Genomic DNA, 19,342 nt, shown 5'->3' with positions numbered 1-19,342 from the left:
GTTCGCCTAACAGGGAGAGGTCCGTGGCTATCAGCTATCGCGTCAATCAGAGCTTATCTGTCGTTAAATTCATCGATCTCCTGGAACGCTCGGGGCTGGCTGATCGACGGCCCGTCGATGATCGTGAATGCATGCAGGGGATGCTGCACGGCGCCAACTTGCTGATAACTGCTTGGGACGGCATGCAGCTGGTCGGAGTGGCGCGCTCTCTGACCGATTTTCACTATGCTTGTTACCTGTCGGATATCGCCGTAGACAAGGAATACCAGCATCAGGGTGTCGGTCGCGAGCTGATCCGCTACACCCGCAAACAGCTGGGTGCCAAAACGCGCATTATTCTGCTGGCGGCTCCATTGGCACAGGATTACTACCCGAAGCTGGGGTTTACCCTACACGACCGCTGCTGGGTGCTCGATGCCGGTGAGGAAATCACGTGACGCCGGAACGAAAAGCCCGGATACAGCGCGTACTGCAGAGTCGCCAGCCGGACCTGACTGTGGTTACTGACTATGTGCACAAGGGGCGCAACCTGTCGGCGATAGTCCGTACCGCAGATGCTGTGGGCGCTATGGCTGTTCATTGTGTCATTGGCGACAAGGATTATAAGGCTTTTCGTGGCACTGCCAAGGGTAGTCACGGTTGGGTGAAGGTGAATCGTTATACGGCGCTGGACGAGGCGGTTGAGCCCCTCAAAGCACAGGGGGTTCAGATCGTGGCTGCCAACCTGTCTGAAAATTCGGTGGATTTCAGAGATGTCGACTACACTCGGCCGACCGCGTTGTTGCTGGGTGCAGAGAAGGAAGGTGTCAGCCGGGAAGGGCGACGCGCTGCCGATATCGAGGTGACCATTCCTATGGTGGGTATGGTGCAATCCTTTAATGTCTCGGTGGCGGCGGGAATTATCCTAAGTGAGGCTCTACGGCAGCGCCAGCTGGCTGGCCTGTATGATAATACTCGCATTGATGAGGCTACATTCCAGCGTTTGTTTTTCGAGTGGGGTTATCCCAAACTGCGTCATTTTTGCGAGCACTATGCCCTGGAATACCCACCACTGGATGCTGAGGGCGATCTGGATAATCCAGCGGCCTGGTACGCGGCTGTGCGCGAACAGCTCGGCGATAGAGCGCTGGATTTCGGCGAGTTGAACCGTTGACGACGGGTGGCTGGCGCCCGCATTCATCGCCTACAATAAACACGTATTTCAAGGATGTATCGGAAGCCCTATGAGTATGCTTTGGTTGGGTGTTGCGCTGCTGGTAACGCTGCACACCGCATGGACGCTGGCGCACGCCATCGTTCATAAGGGCGCGCGCAGTGACGGCCTAATCACGCCGCACAGTACAGCAGTTTTTGTCTGGGGTGGCGTTGTGCTGTTGGTGCTTGTGCAGGGCGGGTACCTGCTGGTCCAGCTTTAACTGCGCTGTTCGGGCAAGGTTCACCTGTCTGGGTGATGTTGCCAGCACGCTGATCTGCAAGAATTTTTCGCTATGTTGATCAGCAGCGCAAAGGTTTCTCATGTCAAACAAGGATTTGGTTCGCTCGGTAGAAGATGGCTCCGCCTGGGAAGCCTTTTGTGACACACTTAAGGAAACCGGTAAGCAGATTATGCGGCCGGAAGCGCCGGCAGACGCCTTCACGCGAGCCGAGGGCTGGCGCTATTTGACGCGTCTTACCCGCATTGCGCTCGATATGTTCATGGAGTGCAGCGACCGGGATTTCCCCACGTTCTATCGGCCTTCTCATGAAACCGCCAAAATTGGCGCAGATAATCCCGACAATTACTATCAGCGCGCCGAGATCAACGGCAAGCACGATTACCGAATCACCGGTACGCGCGGTACGGTTGCCTATCTGGGGCTGATAGCGATTGCCGGTGGCTACGAAGATGAAGACGCCAATATGCGCTCAGTGGGCGCGATAGATACACACGGTGACCTCACCGCGAACGCCGATGGCACCATTGAGATTGTTCTCAGCCGCGAGCCCAAACCGGGCAACTGGCTGAAGATCACTGACGACACGATTGCCGTGTTAGTGCGTCAGACCTTCCTGGATCGTAGCCAGGAAACCATTGCCGATCTGAAAATTGAACGAATTCTCGAAGACGGCGTGGTGCCCGCACCGCTAGATCCGGCAGTGCTTGCTGAAAACCTTATGAAAACGGCGGGCTTTGTGCAGGGTACCGCAACCCTGTTCGCCGACTGGGCACAGTCCTTTCTGGATAAGCCCAATGAGCTGCCGCCGGCCGATCAGGCCTACTGCCAGAAAATCGGTGGCGACCCCAATATTTTCTATTACCACAGTTACTATGATCTCGCTGAAGACGAATCGTTGGTGGTTGAGGTGCCGCGTATTCCCGACTGCGAAAACTGGAATCTGCAGGTCGACAATTACTGGATGGAGTCCCTCGACTACCGTTACCTGAAAATTCACGTGAACAAGCATACCGCCAAATACAATGATGACGGCAGTGTGCAGATTGTGATTGGCGAGCATGATCCGGGTCACCCCAACTGGCTGACCACAGCCGGCCACCGCAAGGGCACCTTAGGGTTTCGCTGGATAGGTGCACAGGAAATTGTGCACCCGACCACCCGCGTTGTTAAAACTGACAGCCTGAAGTAATCGAGGATTTAGTACCCATGTCAGAGCAAGAAATTCCGCACGTTGAACTCAGTGTTGATGGGTTGTTAAAAGCAGCGCAAGACGCAACCGGTTTACACGATTTTGGTGATGAATCCTTTCGTGAGCCCTTCGAAGTGTTGGTCAAATCACTCAACGAAGAGGCAAACCTCAATGCCGTTGGCCGCTTCACCCAGTACCAGCGCATTCTGAATATTCTGTGCAATCGCCTGCGCACTGAAGGCTGGATTGCGCGGCACCCGGAGATACTGGACGAGCAGATTACCGCGCCGGTAGTTATCATCGGGCTGCAGCGAACCGGTTCCACCATGTTTCACCGGGTACTGGCCAGTGACTCACGCTTCTATGCGCCGCTGTGGTACGAGGTGCGCAACCCCGCGCCCTATATGGACTGGACACCGACACAAACCGATCAGCGCATAGTGGAAGGCGAGGCCGAAGTGGCCGCCATGCTTGAGGCCAACCCGGAGCTGGCCGCTATTCATCCGATGGATCCGCACGCGCCAGATGAAGACATCATGCTGCTGGAGCACAGCTTCTACAGTACGGTGCCGGATGCATTTTGCAATGTGCCCACTTATGGCAAGTGGAACGACACCCACGATAATACACCCGGTTACGAATACCTGAAGCGCCAGCTGCAGAGCTTGCAGTGGCAGAAAAAGCAGAAGGGGCAGCAGGCAGAGCGCTGGTTACTGAAAACGCCACACCACCTGCATCATGTTGCTACTTTGTTGCGGGTGTTCCCGGATGCGAAAATCATTCAGACCCATCGTGATCCGTTGCAGACCATTCCGTCTGCCGCCAGCATGAACTACAACCTGTGGATCATGTGCGCCGATGAGCCCGATCCCAAAGTGGTCGGCGAACAGTGGGCTGCAAAGTACGCGCGGGGCATGCTGCACACCATGCAAACTCGTCAATCCAAGCCGGACGCATTTATTGATGTCTGGTACAAAGATACCGTGGCCAACCCGATGGTACCGGCGCAGGCGGTATACGACTTCATCGGCATGACGTTTACCGAAGAAGCAAGGGTGGCTATGGAAAAGTGGCGTGAGGAAAACAAGCGCGAAGCGCGTCCTAGCCACGAATATACGCTGGAGCAGTTTGGGTTTTCGGAAGAAGGCTTGAAAGAGCAGTTTGCCGAATATCGTGCGCAGTACCTGCGTTAGCCTCTCTTGAGATGTCTTCGCCGGCAAGGCCGGCTGCTACCCAGCAGGTAGCAGCCGGTGCTTTCCTAGCCTTGCCGCTGAATCAACCCCATGCCGTTTTCACGCATGATTAGGCGCTGGTCTTGCGCCGAGAAATCAGCAATATCGTCTATAAAGCTCATCGGTACTTTTAGCCCCTCAGCGTGCGGGTAATCTGAGCCAAATAAAATACGATCGGCACCGATGACAGACTTCAATTCCTGCATATCGTCTTCGTAGTAGGGTGAAACCCAAACCTGCTCGCGCAGGGCTTCTGACGGATCACGTTTGAAGGCTTGTGGAAACTGGCCATAGGTTTTCTTCAGAGATTTGAGCAATGGCTTCACCCAGCCTGAACCGGACTCGATGGTGGCAATCCTGAGATTGCGGTAGCGATCCAGCACACCATCAATGATGAGGGAGGCCACCGTGTCGGAGATTGGGTTGGCGCTCAATGCACTGCCCAGTAGTGAGGTGCCAAAGGCTTTCATGTGGCCGCCTTCGCCCCAGAACTCATTGAACTGGTGGTAGCCCGAATCACCGGAGTGAAAGGCCACGGTAATACCGCTTTCATTGGCTAGCGCCCAGAATGCGTCGTGATCCGGATGGCCCAAGCTACGATTACCATTGGGGTGCATCACCGGGCCCGAGCGCATGACAACTACCCGAACGTCGTGCTGCAGTGCCCATTGCAGTTCGCTTACCGCAAAGGCTGGCTCTACCAGGCTAATATAGGGTGCAGCGTAAATACGGTTCCGGTAGTTACAACCCCAGTCGTCCTGCAGCCAGCGGTTAAAGGCGTAGAAGGCGGCGCTAATGGCTTCCGGGTCGTCTTTCAGTGCTTGCTCCATGCCTACTCCCAGCGTGGGAAACATCAGCATGCCTTCAATGCCTTGCTTGTCCATCAGTGCGACGCGGGCATCTCGGTCACGGTATTCGGGGCGAATGGGCTCTAGCTCGCCAAACAGTTCTTTCAGGCCTTTGCCCTCTGGGTTTTTGGCCCGAAAGAAATCATCCATACAGCCCGGTTTGGCTACCGGGTCGAAGGTGGGGTTCGGAATAAAGGGGCAGAGCTTGCCGCCCACCAGCAATTTGCGCTTTCCATTGATATCGGCCCACTGCATGCAGCGACGTTCCATCTTTCGGTCAATATGACGAGTAAAAGCGTCTTCTGCTTCGTAGTAGTGATGGTCGGCGTCGAAAATCCGGTAATCCAGTTTGCTCATCATGGCCTCCTTTATCGCTATTGTGTTGCCATAGCACACTACTGTGCGCTTCACTTGAACGTTGGCCAATAGCGTTTTCTGACAGTTCACCGGTATTTTCGGTCATCGGGCTTTTGAATTTGCTTTCGCGAAGCTCGATGGGCAACAAAATTGAAATGGGTTTCAGTGAAGGCGGTGTCGGATGCTACACAATTCAGGGAGTTTAAAGGCTTTGCAGAACTGCCTGAGCAAATTCAGCGTTCTGTTTCACGGTATCAAGCTCGGTTACCGGTAGCGACAACCGACGGGATATTTCAGTTTTGACAAGTTCGTCGTCAGTGTCGAAATCCACCAGTTTCATGGTGGTAGTGCTGTCGCTCATCTGCCGGTCCAGCAGCACAACCAGTTCCAGGTCCGGATTCCACCACACAATCAATGTGCCATCGCGCAGTTGGCGGCGATATTTTTCAAGGCGCTGACAGCCGCTGCCACTGCGCTCCTCCAGTGTCATTTGCTGCAGGGCATTGTCGGACAGCAGTTGATATTTTGCTGACCAGTCAGTGGTGACAGTTGGTAGTGCGACACCCCGGTCAAAGTGTTCGAAGAAGCGAATGTGTGCAATCTCGCCATCACGCAGCCAACGCCAATGATCGCTGATACCTTGATCGGGGCGCTGATGAAGGGATTGATTATTACTGCGCCATAACACTAGCGTGTGTTTTTTTTCCGCGCCCGGCTGCTGCTGGATTATCTGGTACTGGGCGCGCAGATTTGCCGGGTTCAAGGTGCACTCGGCAGCGGCGGGTATGGCGAATAGCCACAAAAGAATGAAACCAGCGCGTACTTTCACATTGCATCCCGCTGACTGGCCGGGCTGTGCGTTACTGCGTTTGGGTAGCTGAAATGCGGCACTGTCACGAGAAATCACCCCATAGCGGAACCTGGTAATCGCACCTGAGTTTACAGTAAATGCGACCCCTGCGGTAATGACGCGACGGGGTGACTGCCGCCGCGTCACTCCCAGGCGATGCTCAGACAGTGGTATTCACATCAGCGGGGGCAAAGGCGTCACCCAAAACAGTGGTGCCGTCCAGGCTATGCACCTCCAGTCCGAGGCTGTGCACCAGTTGACGACTATAGGCGGTTAAACCGACCAGCGAGCGTGAGCACAGCGCCAACGCAGCTTCAGCCATCATTTCCACCGGTTCGACCATGTCTGGGTTGTTGCGCGCAATATTGCGCACATAGTCAGCGCCGGAGGTCAGTACAATGGCCTCGGGGGCCAAGGTATTGACGTAGATTTTTTCTGGCGCAAGTTCGTGGGCAAGTGCCTCGCTGTAGCGAGCCAGTGCAGCCTTGCTGGCACCGTAGGCACCGATGACCAGCGCTGCTTCGCGAGAGTCTCGATACGGCACAGTTGGCTGATTGATCGTGGCGCTGCTCAAATTGAGTACCCAACCAGCGCCGCGTTCTCGCATACCGGCCAAGGCCTGCTGGGTAAGTTCTACTGGGACGTTCACGTTGAGGTCGAACATACGATTGCGGTGTTTGGTACTAACCTGACTCGGCATGTTCATCACGGAGGTTGCCGCATTGTTGACGAGTATATCAATCGGTCCAAAGTGTTGGCTGGCCTGTGCTATCAGGTCGGCACGGGCTGTTTCGTCCAGAAGATTGCAGACCTGAGCGGCGGCGTTACCGCCACTGGCATTGATCTGTGCAACAGCTTCTTCCAATGTACCTTGCAGATCGCCGTGGGCCCCCAGTCGGGAAGCGCACAGAACAACGCTGGCGCCTTCAGCTGCAAAACGTGTCGCGATTGCACGACCGATGCCACGGCTGGCGCCAGTAATAAAAGCCGTTTTACCTTTCAATGAATGCATGATGTCTCCTTAATATTGGCGATAGCGACGCTGTACGTGGCGGTGGCGAATGAGACGCTGATCAGCGCGTTCCTGTTCACTAACGGTTCTGGCATGTGGCAGTTGCTTTCGGATATCTTCGAACGCAACTTTCTCGACTTTCAGCGTAGGCCAGTGTTCCTTTGGTGGGGGTGTCGGGTAAGTCCAGCGCATTGATGTGTAACCGTGAGGAAGCCCAGTGGTGCTGACCCAGTTGGCAATGCCAGGATCGCGGTGGCAGACCACCCAGCGCCGGTAACCATCGGGGTCAGATTCCATAAGATGACCGTTGATGTTGCTGGGATAGCTTTCAAAGTCGAGTGACTCGCCCCATAAATTGGCCAGGTGAAAGCCGATAAAGGCAGGTTCGATGACCGTCTTTGTTTCAATGATCAGCGCTTCGTTGTCGTCGAGCAGGTAGGTGCCTCCTGCGTAAATATTGCTGCTCTGGCCGCCCCCTGTTGCCAAGCCGAGCGCGTTGGGCGGGTTCATATCGTTGACGGGCATAAAGGGTCTATCCATTCCCATTTTTTCGCTGATGCCGCCGGGTACTTGGCCATAGGTTTCCAGGGTGATCGCGTTAAAGGCGTTCCAGAAGTGCACCTGATTGCGCGCAATCCTGCCCACTTCGCGTAGATGCTCGGCAGCCTCCCGGGCAGATAGCGGTGGTTTGACCTCGTTTTCACAGCCGATTCGCAAAATTTCCAGATCCATGACATCTTGGTTGGCCCAGTCGTGAAATAGCTCTCGGCAGGTCAGATACCTTCCGACATGTTCTACATCGCGACTGGTGCGCTTACTGAGCATGAAATTACCGCTGTAGTTGGCCGGTTTTTCCGGTGCAATCAGGATGTCAAAACTGCCATCATCCGCAATGAGTAATTCACTGCTATCGAGCGTGCTGGTGTTGATGCGCGTTCCCGGTTGCATTTCTGACAGCTTGCCCGAATCGCCGGCATAACCACTGGACAGCTCGAATATCACATACTGCGGCGCTGTGATGCCATCGGCAGGCGTTTCTCCGCGCCAGTGTCTGGTGTCGGCCGCTTTGCCGCGTACGCGATAACTGTGATTGCCGTCAATTTCCGCCATCAGATAAACCGCATCGGCATTGTCGATGGTTGCCCGGTTTGTGGTTTGTATGGCCCGGCGGAAGCGTGGATAGAGTGGGTCTGCCAAGGTGCGTTCGATGCCGCTGAGCATAAAGCCCAATAGGTAGCGATAGCCCTCGGCGAGATTACGCTCGTTTGCTGGCGGAGGGTAAAGGGCCGGGTTGTCGATGGCATCCCGAGCCTCCTGAAAGCTCTGAATCATGTCGTCAAAAGCGCTGCGCAATTGCTGCTTGAGTGCGTCTGTCGTTTGTTCTTGTGCCATTATTATTCTCCGTTTGCGCCGTGACTGGCCGCGCGTGGCCAGTTGTACTGTTGATAAAAGGGTTCGAGCTCTGCCTCGATAGCGGCGCCGGTCAGTGCATAATCGCCAAGGCTGTATTCGAATTTTGAGGCGTGATTTTTCTCCCGCTCGGCCTGTGCTTGCAGATACTGGTCAAAGCTTTCCGAGAGCTCCAACCCCAGCGCCTCATATACCGCGTGCACGGTTTCGCGCGGGGTGCGGGTGAGCTTGCGATAGTCCACCACGCAGTGTGGTGTATCGGGTTGTTGCGCCAGCTGTCGCGCTGGGTTGTGGAATGTTTCGAAAGAAATGTCACGCAGTGTATTCAGGGAGTCTTGATACTCTTCTGGCTTCCAGCCCTGATGCCGCCAGGACATTTCAACCAGTTTCAGCAGACTGGGGATACACTGACTGGGATCGCGCATCATGACGACAATACGAGCATCGGGAAATGCTTCGATCAGTGAGCCTACCCAGCCGCTCATCACCGGGTTTTTGCTGAGGTGAATTTTGTCACCGCCATTGAGTAATAGTTGACGTTTGACACATTCGCGGTAGTGGTTCAGCCAACGTTTGCGTTTGCGTGGCATCTGGTCCACATGGAACAGATCAATCTCGTTCATCACTGGCAGGTCAGTTGCCCACTGTTGGGTGACAAAGGCTGCGCGCATAACAAACTGGTCCTCCTCCGAATTCCACAAGCTCATGTCATGCATATGACGGAAGGGGCCAAAGGTTTTTTCATCCCAGGCCTTTAGTTTTTTCACAATAGGGCCACCAAAAAAGGCATCGACCCTGCCCAGTAGGCGTATGCATTTTTTCTGCAGCAGTGAAGGGAACAAGGTTTCCCAGTAAAGAAAGTAGCTGAAGCGCTCGCCATCTGCTGACATCAATCGGTGCATTAGCGTGGTACCGCTGCGCGCATGGCCGACGATAAAGACCGGTTGCTTTACCTTTTGTCGCCAGAGCCGGGGAAATAGTAGATAGTCGAGCAAGAAACATAGGCCGTGAAACAGGGTCAGTGGCGGTGTTAATACCAGTAGTCTGAGCAGCACTCGGCGCCGTTTGGGCCACTGTTTTAAACGCCAGACATAGCGAATAACTCGCCAGTAGTAGTCAAAGTCGAAGTACATGGGTTACCGTAATCCAAGAGTGATGACAGTAATCTACGGTGTGGTTATCACGGCCACAACTGCGGTTTTATATTTTTTGTTGTTATGTATCACGTTGAAAATAAAGGCTAAAAATGCAGTACTTGAGTTTTCGAAAGGCATACTTACATTTTTATGGAGCATACAGGTGATGGCCGGTGAACTGCCCCGGCCGCGCAAGCGGCCCAAGCAGAGCCGCTCTGCTGAACTGGTGCGGGCCATTCGCGAAGCCTGTATCCGCATACTTGAAACCGAAGGGCCAGACCGTCTGACCACCCAACGCATCGCTGACGTGGCGGGGGTAAATATTGCGTCGGTATACCAGTATTTCCCGAACAAGGAGGCGGTGCTTGCCGATGTATTTGAGGAGCGGCTGCAGCAATTGGCAGATGAAGCCACGTTGGAATTTACCCGTATCTGGAAATTATCGGCACAATCCTTTGCGGGCACGCTTGAGGCGATCATTGGAATGGAAGCTGATTTTCTCTACCAGCTGTATCAGATATCGCCGGATTTTTATCAGCGCTATCATCAGGCACTGGATGTGCGCGAACGGGTCAATCAGCGCACCCAGGCCGAATCCAACCCGTCGTGGGCTGACTGGTTTGCGTTGTTTCTCTCACAGCATGAGGCCAGTGTACGCGCAGGCGATCGCGATATGCAGGCTTTTCTGGCCCGCCATACGCTCGAATCCTGTCTGACGGCAGCGCTGCGCGAACGGCCGCAGGCCCTGAAAGACCCAGCGTTCCGGGAGGAGTTGCTGGCGCTGTTACTGCGTTACCTGCTGGCAGGCCAAGCATAGGATTTGCCGCATTAATGAACTACAATGTTGTACAACTAAATTTGGCTCATGCCGCCAGGCTCTGCAGGATGTTCCCATGAAAGATATGGTTCAACCGGGCGAAGAAAAGTGCCCGTTCTCGTTTAATTTTGATGAAGCTACCTTTAAGCCCGGCGATGTCGTCAGTTATCGGGTCGATGGCAGTCTTGGCGACATGCCCTTCGTGGGAGTATTACTGGAAGTACATGACGACCACGTGATTCTGGCGCACGATGACGGTAACCGTCCACCGAAGAGCCACGCAATGCGCGGCACGCGGGAAAGCCGTCCGCTGGTGAGCGAGGAAGACGCGCTGAAGTAAACAGCGCTACTCTGGTTTCACGCGACTGTCATCTGCGGTCGTTAAGCTTCGGCGCAACCTGATTCCGAGTTGCGCCATGACTACCTCAGATTTTTCTCGCCGTCGTTTTATTGCAGCCAGCGCGGGCTCATTGCTATTGGCAGCCTGTGGTGACGATGATAAATCCACCCTCGCACCAACGCCCGACGATGCTGAATCACCTGCAGTTGAGACATCTGTCCCAGACACTGAAGAGCCAACACCTGAACCGCCGCCAGCCGAGACTCCCGCCACACACCCGCCGCGCGGGCTGCATGTCAGCTTTACCGAGCATGCGCGAAGCTCGCGGGCGCTGACCTGGTTTACGAATGGTACAGAGGCTCCGGCATCGTTTCTGGAATACGCTGCAGTGGATGCAGATACCGCGGAGGAGGCCTTGTCACTGCCGCTGAAGCACCGGGTGCAAGCCAGAGCTGAGCCAACAACGGGGCTGGAATCACTGACTCATCGCGCTATGGCGCGTGATCTTCCCCCAGACAAAGCGTTTTGTTATCGGGTGGGATCGGATGAGGGAGGGTGGTCGGAAGTCCGTAAAGTCCTACCCATACCGGCGCAGCAGTGGAGCTTTATTCACTACGGTGACCAGGGTACTGGCGCATTGGCGCAGCAGGTGACAGAGAAAATGCTCAAAACGCCGTCGGACCTATTGTTAATCGCCGGTGATCTGTCCTACGCAAATGGCGACCAGCCAGTCTGGGATACCTGGTTTGCCCAGCAGGAACCTCTGCTGTCGACGCGTCCCATGCTCGCAGCGCCCGGCAATCATGAGGAGAAAGATTTTGGCGGCGATGCCTTCAAGAACCGCTTTACCCATCCAGGCAAGCCTTTTACCTCAATAATTACTGGCGACAACCCCGGTAGCAGTTTTTACGCTTTTGACGTCAACCGCGTGCACTTTCTGGTGACTACGGCGGGCGCTTTGATCAATGACGGCACCTTGCCGGAGGAACTGCTGAATATCGAGGCGGATCTGTCGCTGGCCGCTGTACGCCGTGCTGCCGGCGAGATTGACTTTATCGTGGTCATGCAGCATTTCCCGATCTGGACCGACCAGGACGGTCGCAGTCCGGCCAACCCGGCGCTGGTGGCGCTGGAGGAAAACATTATTGTGCGCTATGGCGTGGATATGTTGCTGGTTGGTCACGATCATGTGTATCAACGCTCTGAGCCAATGAGTTTTGGCTCGCCTAATCCATTTGGTTATGTGCAAGTCATGGTCGGCACCGGTGGCGCCTCAATCAGGCTGTTTGATGCAGACGGCCCGCAGGCATGGTCTGCCCACCAGTTTGTGGGTATCGGATTTGCCCGCTATCAGGTCAGTCCCGGCAAAATCGCGGTAGAGTTTATCGGCGCACCGCCGATAGATCTGAGTGAGGAGGGGCGTCAGGCCAGTGCAGGTGATTTTACAGTGCAGGACAGTTTTTCCGTTGTCGCCAGAGATGCGCTGGCGTGTCGCGACTGCGTCAAGCCGCCGCGCAATCGTGAGGAATTGGCAAACCTGCTGACGACGCTTCGTCAGGCCGCCTGATTAGGGATCAGGCACACGTGCGTTAATTTCCGTTCATCGACTGTCCAATGCTTCTCGTTTAGTCTTTACTGTCCAAAAATAAACAATAATGCCAAGGCAGTGCGGGCGATGGCTCCCTGTCTTCGAGGAGATCTCATGTTTCGTCGTCCTGTGGCTCTGGCGCTATTCGCCTTCTCATTTCTGACTACTTCAGTGCCGGGGTGGGCGGAAACGTCCCGTGCCGTGCGCGATGTAATTGAGGAGGTAGTGGTCACTGCACGAAAACGCGAGGAGAACATTCAGGAAACGCCCCTCGCGGTCACCGCTCTGAGCGGCGAAGATCTGCGTGATGCCGGTATCGATAATGTTCAGGACCTTTCCAAAAGTGTGCCTTCCCTGCAGATCAACAAAGGGCAGGGCAACCAAATTTATATTCGCGGTATTGGTGAGCGCACTGGTTTTGTGCGGGTGGACCCCACCGTTGGGGTATATCTGGACGGGCTATTTCTGCCGCGTGCGGACGGTCAGTTGCTCGACACGGTAGATGTGGACAGTCTGCAGGTGTTGCGCGGCCCACAGGGTACGCTATTTGGTAAAAACACCACGGGCGGCGCATTGGTACTTACCCTGGCCAAACCTCACGAGGAATTTGAGGGCTATGTGGAAGCGGGGCTGGGCAGCTACGATACCCGAAAGTTACGGGCAGGCGTAAACCTTCCGGTGACCGATCGCTTTTTTACCCGCGTAGCCTTTAACGCGGTGTACAACGAAGGCTACATGAAAGATGTGGGGGACGACGCGCGCAGTAACTCCGAAGAGGGTATTTCCGCGTTGTTTCAGACCCGTTGGGACGCAAGCGATACGCTGACCGTTGAAAACCTGCTGTTCTTCGGCGATTCCAGTGGTGTTATGACCAATACCAACTGCAATATCACACGTGATGACGCGTTGTTTGTTGATGGTTTGGCGTTACTTTGGGCTGGAGATACCGATGCGTCACAGGGGCGCGCATTTCGTGAAAACTGTGAGTCTAACAGTCGTGAACAGCAGGGCGATCTTACTGCAGATAAAGGTCCGAACCCTATGTTGGAACAGGATTTCCAGTCGGTGCTGTTTGGTTCGACTGCGACATGGGAGCTCACAGAAAACTATCTGCTTAAGGCCATACTCGGGGTGCGTCGCGCGGAAGAAGGCCCGATTCAGACTGCCGACAACGACGGCGGGCCCATGGACTACAACGAGGCTTACAACAATGAGCCCAGTATTCGAAAGTCCTACAGTCTGGAGCTTCAGCTGAACGGTTCGGCGCTTAACAACCGCCTTAACTTTACCACCGGCCTGTTTGCAGCGGCCGAGCGCAATACCGAAACCTTTACCCTGTTGACCAACCTGATTGGGCTGGATGCCACCAGTCTGAGCCAATTGGCGTCGGGGCAGAACCCCACCCGACCGGCATCGCCCCTGGGTACCACGCCGGTGGTGGGTGCTCTGACCGGTGATCCGCTATTGCAGTCAGATTTTGAGCTCGACAATGCGACCTACGCAGCCTTTCTGCAGGCCTCCTATGACCTGACTGAGGCCCTGCAGTTAACCCTGGGTGTGCGCTACACCCAGGAGGTTAGAAAGTCCGGGCTCACCGTGATTGGTACCGATCTCAACGATTTAACGACACGACTGCAAGCGGCAGATCCACGCTATGTGCCACTGACACCGCCTGGTCCGCTGGCAGCGTTGTCTGGCGGGCAGACCAAGGGGCTTTATACCTTTGCCGGATCGTGGCTGGAAGATCCGGTTGGCATTGCGAGTAATGTGTTTCGCGATCAGGACGGGGATGGCATTCCCGACTACAAGATGGACTGGGCCAATACCTCTCGTTTTGATGCGGACGAAACCTTCAGCCAGGTTACCCCGATGCTCTCCCTGAGTTACGTGTTTGATGAGTATCAGCTGGAGAACACACCCTTTGAGGCACTGACCACGTACTTTACTTACAGCGACGGATTCAAGTCGGGATTTTCTGAACCGCGTGGCGTGGAAGGGCTGGCACGCATTGAGCCCGAAGAAGTCGCCAATCTAGAGCTGGGTTTCAAAATGGATTTGCTGGATCGGCGGATGCGGCTGAATATCGCTACCTACAACATGGATTACCGCAATATGCAGCTGGTCACCGTGTCGAATGATTCCGCCGGTAATCTGATTGTGGTGTTTACCAACGCCGGGGAGGCGACGATTCGGGGTAGCGAGATGGAGCTGAGCTGGCTGCCGTTTGCGGGCGCGGTGGTATCGCTGAACTACAGTAACAATAACTATTTTTACAGTGAGTTTGAAGATACCGACCTGAAGGAGCTGGCGCTACGCGGCAATGCCGTCCCGGTAGATCGTAGCGGTGAACCGTTTCCTGCGGCACCGGAAGAAAGCGCTTCATTGGGCCTGCAGATGACCTTTCCCACCGACATTGGCCTGATCACGCCGCGGCTGGATATCAGCTACAAGGGTGATGTTTTCTTCGGGCTGGATGCGACCTCGGCAGAGGTCTATCGCGACGACGAACGCAATGCTGGCGCTAACGAATACGTGCTTGTTGATCTGCGCCTGACCTGGATGAATGATGCGGGCGACTGGCGCGTAACAGCCTATGGAACCAATATTCTGGACAAGCGCTATATCAATAGTACCGTTGCAGTCACGGACTCCATCGGCACGTTTAATCAGGGGTATGGTGATCCGAGGGTCTACGGTGTGGACGTTACCTGGTCGTTCTAGCCTTTTGACTCTATAAAACGGTTCAGATAACCAATCATTGCATTGGTGCATTCCTGCCGGTATGCGTCGGTGATTTTACCGTGCAGAAAGTAGGATAGCCGCAGGCAGGCGGTGCCCAGCTCCACTGTGAGCGCCTTGGCGTCTGGCTCGTGGCTGGGCAGGGAAACGCCAATAAGCTCCATCAGATTTTCCACATGTTTGCCCAGATGCACGATAGTCAGGTGCATCGCGCGGTGGCTTTCGTGGCTTGCCACACTCCCCAGAATCAAAATGCCGGCTACTGGGTGCGCGTTGTAATAATCTGCGACCAGGTTCGAAACTTCCTCAATGACCTGTTGCCAGCGTTTTCCTTCGATACTTTTGCTGAGCTTCTCTACCTGCTGCTCAATGGTGAGCAGGTGGCGGCGGGTTAACTCATTGAGAATTGCGTAAGGAGTGGGGAAAAAATGATAAACACTAGTGCGGGTATACCCCAGTTTGCTGGCCAGCTCGGGGATGGAAAAGTCGCTTATTCCGCGTGCGAGTAACTGTTTCTCGGCAGCATGTAGGATGCGCTCGAAGCGCTCGCGGCCGCGCGCTTGCTGTGGCGGTCGGGCTTCAATCAAAGTAGCGGTGTCATTCATTTTGCGATCTTAGCACTTGACCTCAAAAGCATACAAGTGTACAAAATAGAAATGTCCAAATGTATGGTTTGGCGAATTATAATAATTGAATGGCCTGCAATGCGCTGTCGCCCGGCTGTTTCGGGGATGCGCGTAAGCCCAGTTCTGGGGGGAATATGAGATTCAGTGTGCTCTCGGTTGTCGGCATGATGCTGGCGTTTACGTCATCCTGGGCCACAGCGACGCAGCTGGAAGAAGTTGTTGTGACTGCTCAGAAGCGCAGTCAGAGCGCTCAGGACGTTCCCATCGCCATCACGGCCATGTCGGCAGACAGTATGCGCGAGGCGGGCGTGTTTGATGTCTCTGATCTGACCGACGTTAACCCCAGTATCAGTTTTGATACCGGTCAGAGCTCACAGAACTCGAGTCTGAAAATTCGCGGTATTGGCACGGTCGGTAATGGCCGCACCTTTGAGGGGGCGGTGGGGGTGTTTATTGACGGGGTGTACCGCTCGCGTTCCGCCATGGCCTTGCAGGACATGAATGATATCGCCGGCCTGGAACTGCTGCGCGGTCCACAGGGTACCCTGTTTGGCAAGAACACGGTTGCCGGTGCGCTGTCGCTGACCAGCAGCAAACCGGATAGCGAAGCCTTCGGCATCAGCGCCGAGATGCTAAGCGGTAATTTTGACAAGCGTTATGCGGCCGCAGCGGTGAATATGCCGCTGGGAGATCGCAGCGCCGTGCGTGTCTCCGTGGTCAACAATCGTCAGGACGGCTTTTTGCACAGCCGCCAGCAGGGCAATCGCACCTATAACCAGACGGATCGTATCAGCGGCAAGGTGCAGTGGCTGTTTGATGTGACCGATACCCTGGAGAGTTGGCTCATCCTGGATTATTCAAAATCCGATGCCGGCTGCTGTTGGGGCAGTGTGCAGGTGGTGAGCGGACCACTGACCCAGGACCTGAAATACTACGCGGGTCTCCGGGGGCTGGAGTTCTACACCGCCGATTATGCTGAAGATCGACGTCTCACCAATAACAATGCGGACTCAGAGGAATTGCGTGAGGATATTGGCCTGACCTGGAAACTGGACTGGGCGCTGGAGTCTATGGATATTCGCGCGGTAACCGGTGTCCGTCGCTTCACTGACGAACAGGTACGGGGCGACGCTGATTTTGGTCCGGCCCACATCCTCACGTTGAGCGAGCCGGCGGAAATCGATTTCTGGTCCCAAGAGGTGAATGTCAGCACCCAGTGGGGGGCGGTGGATATTGTGGCCGGTATCTACTACTCGGAAGAGACTTTTGAGAGCAATCGAATTTTTGAGTCCGATACCGATTCCAATAACTACGCCAGTTTTCTGGTAACCCGAGCCGCCGCCCAGATGGCGGGATATTCCGGCAGCACAGCGCCGGTATGTCGCCCGCCCGGCATGACGCTCGGCTGCACCGCGCTGTTTGCTACCATCGGAGGCCCGGTGGGCTTTACGTCCTTTGATCTGTTTCCCGCCGAACGCGGTGTGAAAATTATTGAAGATCATTATTATCAGGATTCCACCAGCGCGGCGATATTTATTCATACCCAGACTGATTTTGAGAACGGCTTTACGCTGGTGGCGGGGCTGCGCTATAGCGAGGATCGTAAGCAGGGCGGTTACGATCAGGTCTATTGGTACAACTCTGAACTGGCGCAGGCCATTATTGCCTCGGGTCTGATCGGCGATCCGCCGTCCGGCGATGCGTCGACCCCGCGCAACGCGCTGGATTTGAATACCATCTACAACTCCCCGAGTTTCTACGACGAATACGAAAGCAGCGTGGTGACCAGCACCCTGTCGGGCCAGTACCGTTTTACCGACGACATCATGGGCTACCTGACCTTCAGCAAGGGCTATAAGGCCGGCGCTGTGAACCTGTTTCAGGAGGCGGCAAACCTCAATAACACCACCTATGAACCGGAGTATGCGCGTAGTTGGGAGCTGGGTCTGAAAACCCGCTACTGGGATTCGCGGGCTCAAACCAACATTGCCCTGTTTGACACTCAGTACGAAAATCTGCAGATCAACTTTTTTAATGGCTTCAACTTTTTTACCCAGAATACCGGCGAAGCCTTGTCGCGTGGTATTGAGCTTGAAAATACGGTGCAATTCACCGAATCGCTGCGGGCCGAGTTGAGTATTACCTGGCTCAAGGCGGAGTTTTCCGATCTGGGCAATGCGCCGGAAGCGGTGCGCCATCTGGACGGTCGGCAGACGCCCCGGGCGCCTGATTTGTCGGCGGTTGCCGCCGCTACCTATTCGCGTCCGCTGTCGGCTAACGCCGGGCTCTATGGACGGGTGGCGGCCTCCTATAGCGGCGAGCACTGGGCCAGCCCGGATACGCCGGACGAGCCCACGCAAGGTCCCTACACCCTGTGGGATGCGGCGTTAGGCTTTCAGTACTATGGTGGCACGGAATGGGATGTCAGCTTGTTCTGCAAAAACTGTCTGAACCAGACCTATCGCACCATCTACTTTGCGGCACCCGTACAGGAGGGCTCCTATAACGCCTATCTGAACGAGCCGCGGCAAATTGGCCTCAGTATTAAAACGCGTCTGTGAGGGTTTCCCGTGAGTACTGAAAAAATGAATCCTGAACAACTGAGCCCTGAACTACTGAGTGACGCCCTTGCTTACAAGCGACCGGCTGACATTCGCGCGCTGCTGGCCCATCTGCGTGAACACGAGCCGGTGTGCCGGGTACAGCCGGCGGATATACGTCCCTATTGGGCTGTTACCCGGCATGAGGATATACGGTATATCGAATCCACGCCGGAACTGTTCAGCGCCGAGCCGCGCGCCGTGCTGATTCTGGAATCTCTGGAGCAGACCAATCTGGAGCGTTTTGGCGACATGATGGGTGTAAAAACCCTGGTGCATATGGATGGCGATCGACATCTGGCATTGCGCAAGGTGACCCGCGAATGGTTTATGCCGGCGAATATCGCCAAGTTACGCGGCCATGTGGTCACTATCGCCGAGAGCTTTGTGGCGCGCATGCGTGGATTGGGTGGGCAATGCGATTTTGCAGCCGATATTGCGTTCTGGTTTCCGCTGCGCATTGTGTTGCAGATGATCGGGATTCCCGAAGCCGATGAAGGCAAGATTCTCACATTGACCCAGCGCCTGTTTGCGCCGGATGCCTACGTAGAAGAGGGCAAAGACGCCACGGCGGTTTTTCTGGAAACCATGCACGGGATGGCTGAGTATTTCTCCGCCTTTATCGAGCAAAAGCGCGCCCATCCGGCGGACGATATTGGCAGCGTCCTGTCGTCGGCCAAACTGGACGGCGAGTACCTAGACCCTTTTACGCTGACCTCCTATTTTGTGTTGCTGGCGACGGCCGGCCACGACACCACCAGTGCCAGTATCGCCGGCGGTCTGCAGGCCTTGCTGGAGAACCCGGAGCAGCTGCAGAAACTGCAGGCCAATCCGGATCTCTGTCGCAGTGCCGCCGACGAAATGATCCGTTGGGTGACTCCGGTTAAACACTTCGCCCGTACCGTGCTTGCCGATACCGAGCTGCGAGGCGTGAAACTGGCCAAGGGCGATACGGTGGCGCTGTTCTTCGATGCCGCCAACCGCGACGCCACGGCGCTGGAAAAACCGGACGTCTTTGATGTCGCGCGCTCGCCCAATCGCCACCTCGCCTTTGGTTACGGTCGGCATAACTGCCTGGGTATGCATCTGGCGCGAATGGAAGTTGAAGTCTTCTTCCAGGTGCTGTTGCCCCAGTTGAGCGCGATCGAGCTGGCGGGCGAGC

The 19,342-nt window shown here is 55.3% G+C and carries 17 protein-coding genes; 11 read left to right on the top strand and 6 right to left on the bottom strand.

Going from position 1 to position 19,342, the window contains the following annotated elements:
* Positions 1–23: 23 nt before the first annotated feature.
* The 5 genes from ABYP39_RS03160 (at position 24) to ABYP39_RS03140 (ending at position 3,818) form a co-directional block, all read left to right on the top strand.
* Positions 24–437, top strand: coding sequence for a GNAT family N-acetyltransferase (locus tag ABYP39_RS03160; RefSeq protein ID WP_372747822.1), 414 nt, complete (start codon positions 24–26; stop codon positions 435–437).
* Positions 434–1,153 carry a tRNA (guanosine(18)-2'-O)-methyltransferase TrmH gene (gene trmH, locus ABYP39_RS03155; protein ID WP_372781097.1) on the top strand — a complete coding sequence of 240 codons (720 nt, stop codon included), beginning with the start codon at positions 434–436 and terminating at the stop codon, positions 1,151–1,153. The genes ABYP39_RS03160 and trmH overlap by 4 nt, the downstream gene beginning before the upstream one ends.
* Before the next feature lie 70 nt (positions 1,154–1,223).
* Complete coding sequence (locus ABYP39_RS03150) at positions 1,224–1,415, top strand: hypothetical protein (RefSeq protein WP_372747820.1); 192 nt, start codon at positions 1,224–1,226, stop codon at positions 1,413–1,415.
* A gap of 100 nt (positions 1,416–1,515) precedes the next feature.
* Entirely contained in the window at positions 1,516–2,625 is a 1,110-nt protein-coding gene (locus ABYP39_RS03145; RefSeq protein ID WP_372747819.1) for a DUF1214 domain-containing protein, read from the top strand.
* Positions 2,626–2,642: 17 nt separating this feature from the next.
* Entirely contained in the window at positions 2,643–3,818 is a 1,176-nt protein-coding gene (locus ABYP39_RS03140; protein ID WP_372747818.1) for a sulfotransferase, read from the top strand.
* A gap of 65 nt (positions 3,819–3,883) precedes the next feature.
* Here the strand turns inward: ABYP39_RS03140 and ABYP39_RS03135 are convergent, their stop codons facing one another.
* The 5 genes from ABYP39_RS03135 to ABYP39_RS03115 form a co-directional block, all read right to left on the bottom strand.
* Entirely contained in the window at positions 3,884–5,065 is a 1,182-nt protein-coding gene (locus tag ABYP39_RS03135) for an amidohydrolase family protein (protein WP_372781095.1), read from the bottom strand.
* Between the two features lie 199 nt (positions 5,066–5,264).
* Positions 5,265–5,891 carry a hypothetical protein gene (locus tag ABYP39_RS03130; protein WP_372747816.1) on the bottom strand — a complete coding sequence of 209 codons (627 nt, stop codon included), beginning with the start codon at positions 5,889–5,891 and terminating at the stop codon, positions 5,265–5,267.
* 181 nt (positions 5,892–6,072) lie between these two features.
* Positions 6,073–6,924 (bottom strand): SDR family NAD(P)-dependent oxidoreductase, encoded by an 852-nt coding sequence (locus ABYP39_RS03125; protein WP_372781093.1) that lies wholly within the window; start codon positions 6,922–6,924, stop codon positions 6,073–6,075.
* A 9-nt stretch (positions 6,925–6,933) separates the two neighbouring features.
* A complete protein-coding gene (locus ABYP39_RS03120) occupies positions 6,934–8,316 on the bottom strand; it encodes a hypothetical protein (RefSeq protein ID WP_372781091.1) in 1,383 nt (460 codons plus the stop codon).
* A gap of 2 nt (positions 8,317–8,318) precedes the next feature.
* Positions 8,319–9,467: a sulfotransferase gene (locus ABYP39_RS03115; protein ID WP_372781089.1), complete on the bottom strand. Its 1,149-nt coding sequence runs from the start codon at positions 9,465–9,467 to the stop codon at positions 8,319–8,321.
* A 169-nt stretch (positions 9,468–9,636) separates the two neighbouring features.
* Between ABYP39_RS03115 and ABYP39_RS03110 the strand changes: the two genes are divergently transcribed.
* The 4 genes from ABYP39_RS03110 to ABYP39_RS03095 all read left to right on the top strand — a co-directional run bounded on the left by ABYP39_RS03110 (position 9,637) and on the right by ABYP39_RS03095 (position 14,936).
* Complete coding sequence (locus tag ABYP39_RS03110) at positions 9,637–10,287, top strand: TetR/AcrR family transcriptional regulator (protein ID WP_372750151.1); 651 nt, start codon at positions 9,637–9,639, stop codon at positions 10,285–10,287.
* A gap of 85 nt (positions 10,288–10,372) precedes the next feature.
* A complete protein-coding gene (locus ABYP39_RS03105; RefSeq protein WP_372765294.1) occupies positions 10,373–10,627 on the top strand; it encodes a hypothetical protein in 255 nt (84 codons plus the stop codon).
* Between the two features lie 76 nt (positions 10,628–10,703).
* Complete coding sequence (locus tag ABYP39_RS03100) at positions 10,704–12,194, top strand: purple acid phosphatase family protein (RefSeq protein ID WP_372781087.1); 1,491 nt, start codon at positions 10,704–10,706, stop codon at positions 12,192–12,194.
* A 135-nt stretch (positions 12,195–12,329) separates the two neighbouring features.
* Positions 12,330–14,936, top strand: coding sequence for a TonB-dependent receptor (locus ABYP39_RS03095; protein ID WP_372749382.1), 2,607 nt, complete (start codon positions 12,330–12,332; stop codon positions 14,934–14,936).
* Here the strand turns inward: ABYP39_RS03095 and ABYP39_RS03090 are convergent.
* Positions 14,933–15,559 (bottom strand): TetR/AcrR family transcriptional regulator, encoded by a 627-nt coding sequence (locus ABYP39_RS03090; protein ID WP_372749381.1) that lies wholly within the window; start codon positions 15,557–15,559, stop codon positions 14,933–14,935. The two genes, ABYP39_RS03095 and ABYP39_RS03090, sit on opposite strands and share 4 nt — an antisense overlap.
* 155 nt (positions 15,560–15,714) lie before the next feature.
* Between ABYP39_RS03090 and ABYP39_RS03085 the strand changes: the two genes are divergently transcribed.
* Together ABYP39_RS03085 and ABYP39_RS03080 are read left to right on the top strand one after the other, a co-directional pair.
* The gene (locus tag ABYP39_RS03085; RefSeq protein ID WP_372781085.1) at positions 15,715–18,141 is read left to right on the top strand and encodes a TonB-dependent receptor; all 2,427 of its coding nucleotides are present in this window, start codon (positions 15,715–15,717) and stop codon (positions 18,139–18,141) included.
* A 9-nt stretch (positions 18,142–18,150) separates the two neighbouring features.
* The coding region (locus tag ABYP39_RS03080) for a cytochrome P450 (RefSeq protein ID WP_372781083.1) at positions 18,151–19,342 on the top strand (1,192 nt) is incomplete at its 3' end.

This window comes from Litorivivens sp., assembly GCF_041625495.1.
Classification (GTDB): Bacteria; Pseudomonadota; Gammaproteobacteria; order Pseudomonadales; family Spongiibacteraceae; genus Litorivivens.
The sequence above is the reverse complement of the archived record's forward strand: the minus strand, read 5'-3'. Positions and strand labels throughout refer to the sequence as shown.

Bases quoted from the DNA above. Each gene is read 5' to 3' on its own strand.
- ABYP39_RS03085 (WP_372781085.1), top strand. From the start codon at position 15,715: ATGAGATTCAGTGTGCTCTCGGTTGTCGGCATGATGCTGGCGTTTACG.
- ABYP39_RS03115 (WP_372781089.1), bottom strand. From the start codon at position 9,467: ATGTACTTCGACTTTGACTACTACTGGCGAGTTATTCGCTATGTCTGG.
- ABYP39_RS03105 (WP_372765294.1), top strand. From the start codon at position 10,373: ATGGTTCAACCGGGCGAAGAAAAGTGCCCGTTCTCGTTTAATTTTGAT.
- ABYP39_RS03090 (WP_372749381.1), bottom strand. From the start codon at position 15,559: ATGAATGACACCGCTACTTTGATTGAAGCCCGACCGCCACAGCAAGCG.
- ABYP39_RS03135 (WP_372781095.1), bottom strand. From the start codon at position 5,065: ATGATGAGCAAACTGGATTACCGGATTTTCGACGCCGACCATCACTAC.
- ABYP39_RS03100 (WP_372781087.1), top strand. From the start codon at position 10,704: ATGACTACCTCAGATTTTTCTCGCCGTCGTTTTATTGCAGCCAGCGCG.
- ABYP39_RS03145 (WP_372747819.1), top strand. From the start codon at position 1,516: ATGTCAAACAAGGATTTGGTTCGCTCGGTAGAAGATGGCTCCGCCTGG.
- ABYP39_RS03095 (WP_372749382.1), top strand. From the start codon at position 12,330: ATGTTTCGTCGTCCTGTGGCTCTGGCGCTATTCGCCTTCTCATTTCTG.
- ABYP39_RS03120 (WP_372781091.1), bottom strand. From the start codon at position 8,316: ATGGCACAAGAACAAACGACAGACGCACTCAAGCAGCAATTGCGCAGC.
- ABYP39_RS03125 (WP_372781093.1), bottom strand. From the start codon at position 6,924: ATGCATTCATTGAAAGGTAAAACGGCTTTTATTACTGGCGCCAGCCGT.
- ABYP39_RS03150 (WP_372747820.1), top strand. From the start codon at position 1,224: ATGAGTATGCTTTGGTTGGGTGTTGCGCTGCTGGTAACGCTGCACACC.
- ABYP39_RS03110 (WP_372750151.1), top strand. From the start codon at position 9,637: ATGGCCGGTGAACTGCCCCGGCCGCGCAAGCGGCCCAAGCAGAGCCGC.
- ABYP39_RS03140 (WP_372747818.1), top strand. From the start codon at position 2,643: ATGTCAGAGCAAGAAATTCCGCACGTTGAACTCAGTGTTGATGGGTTG.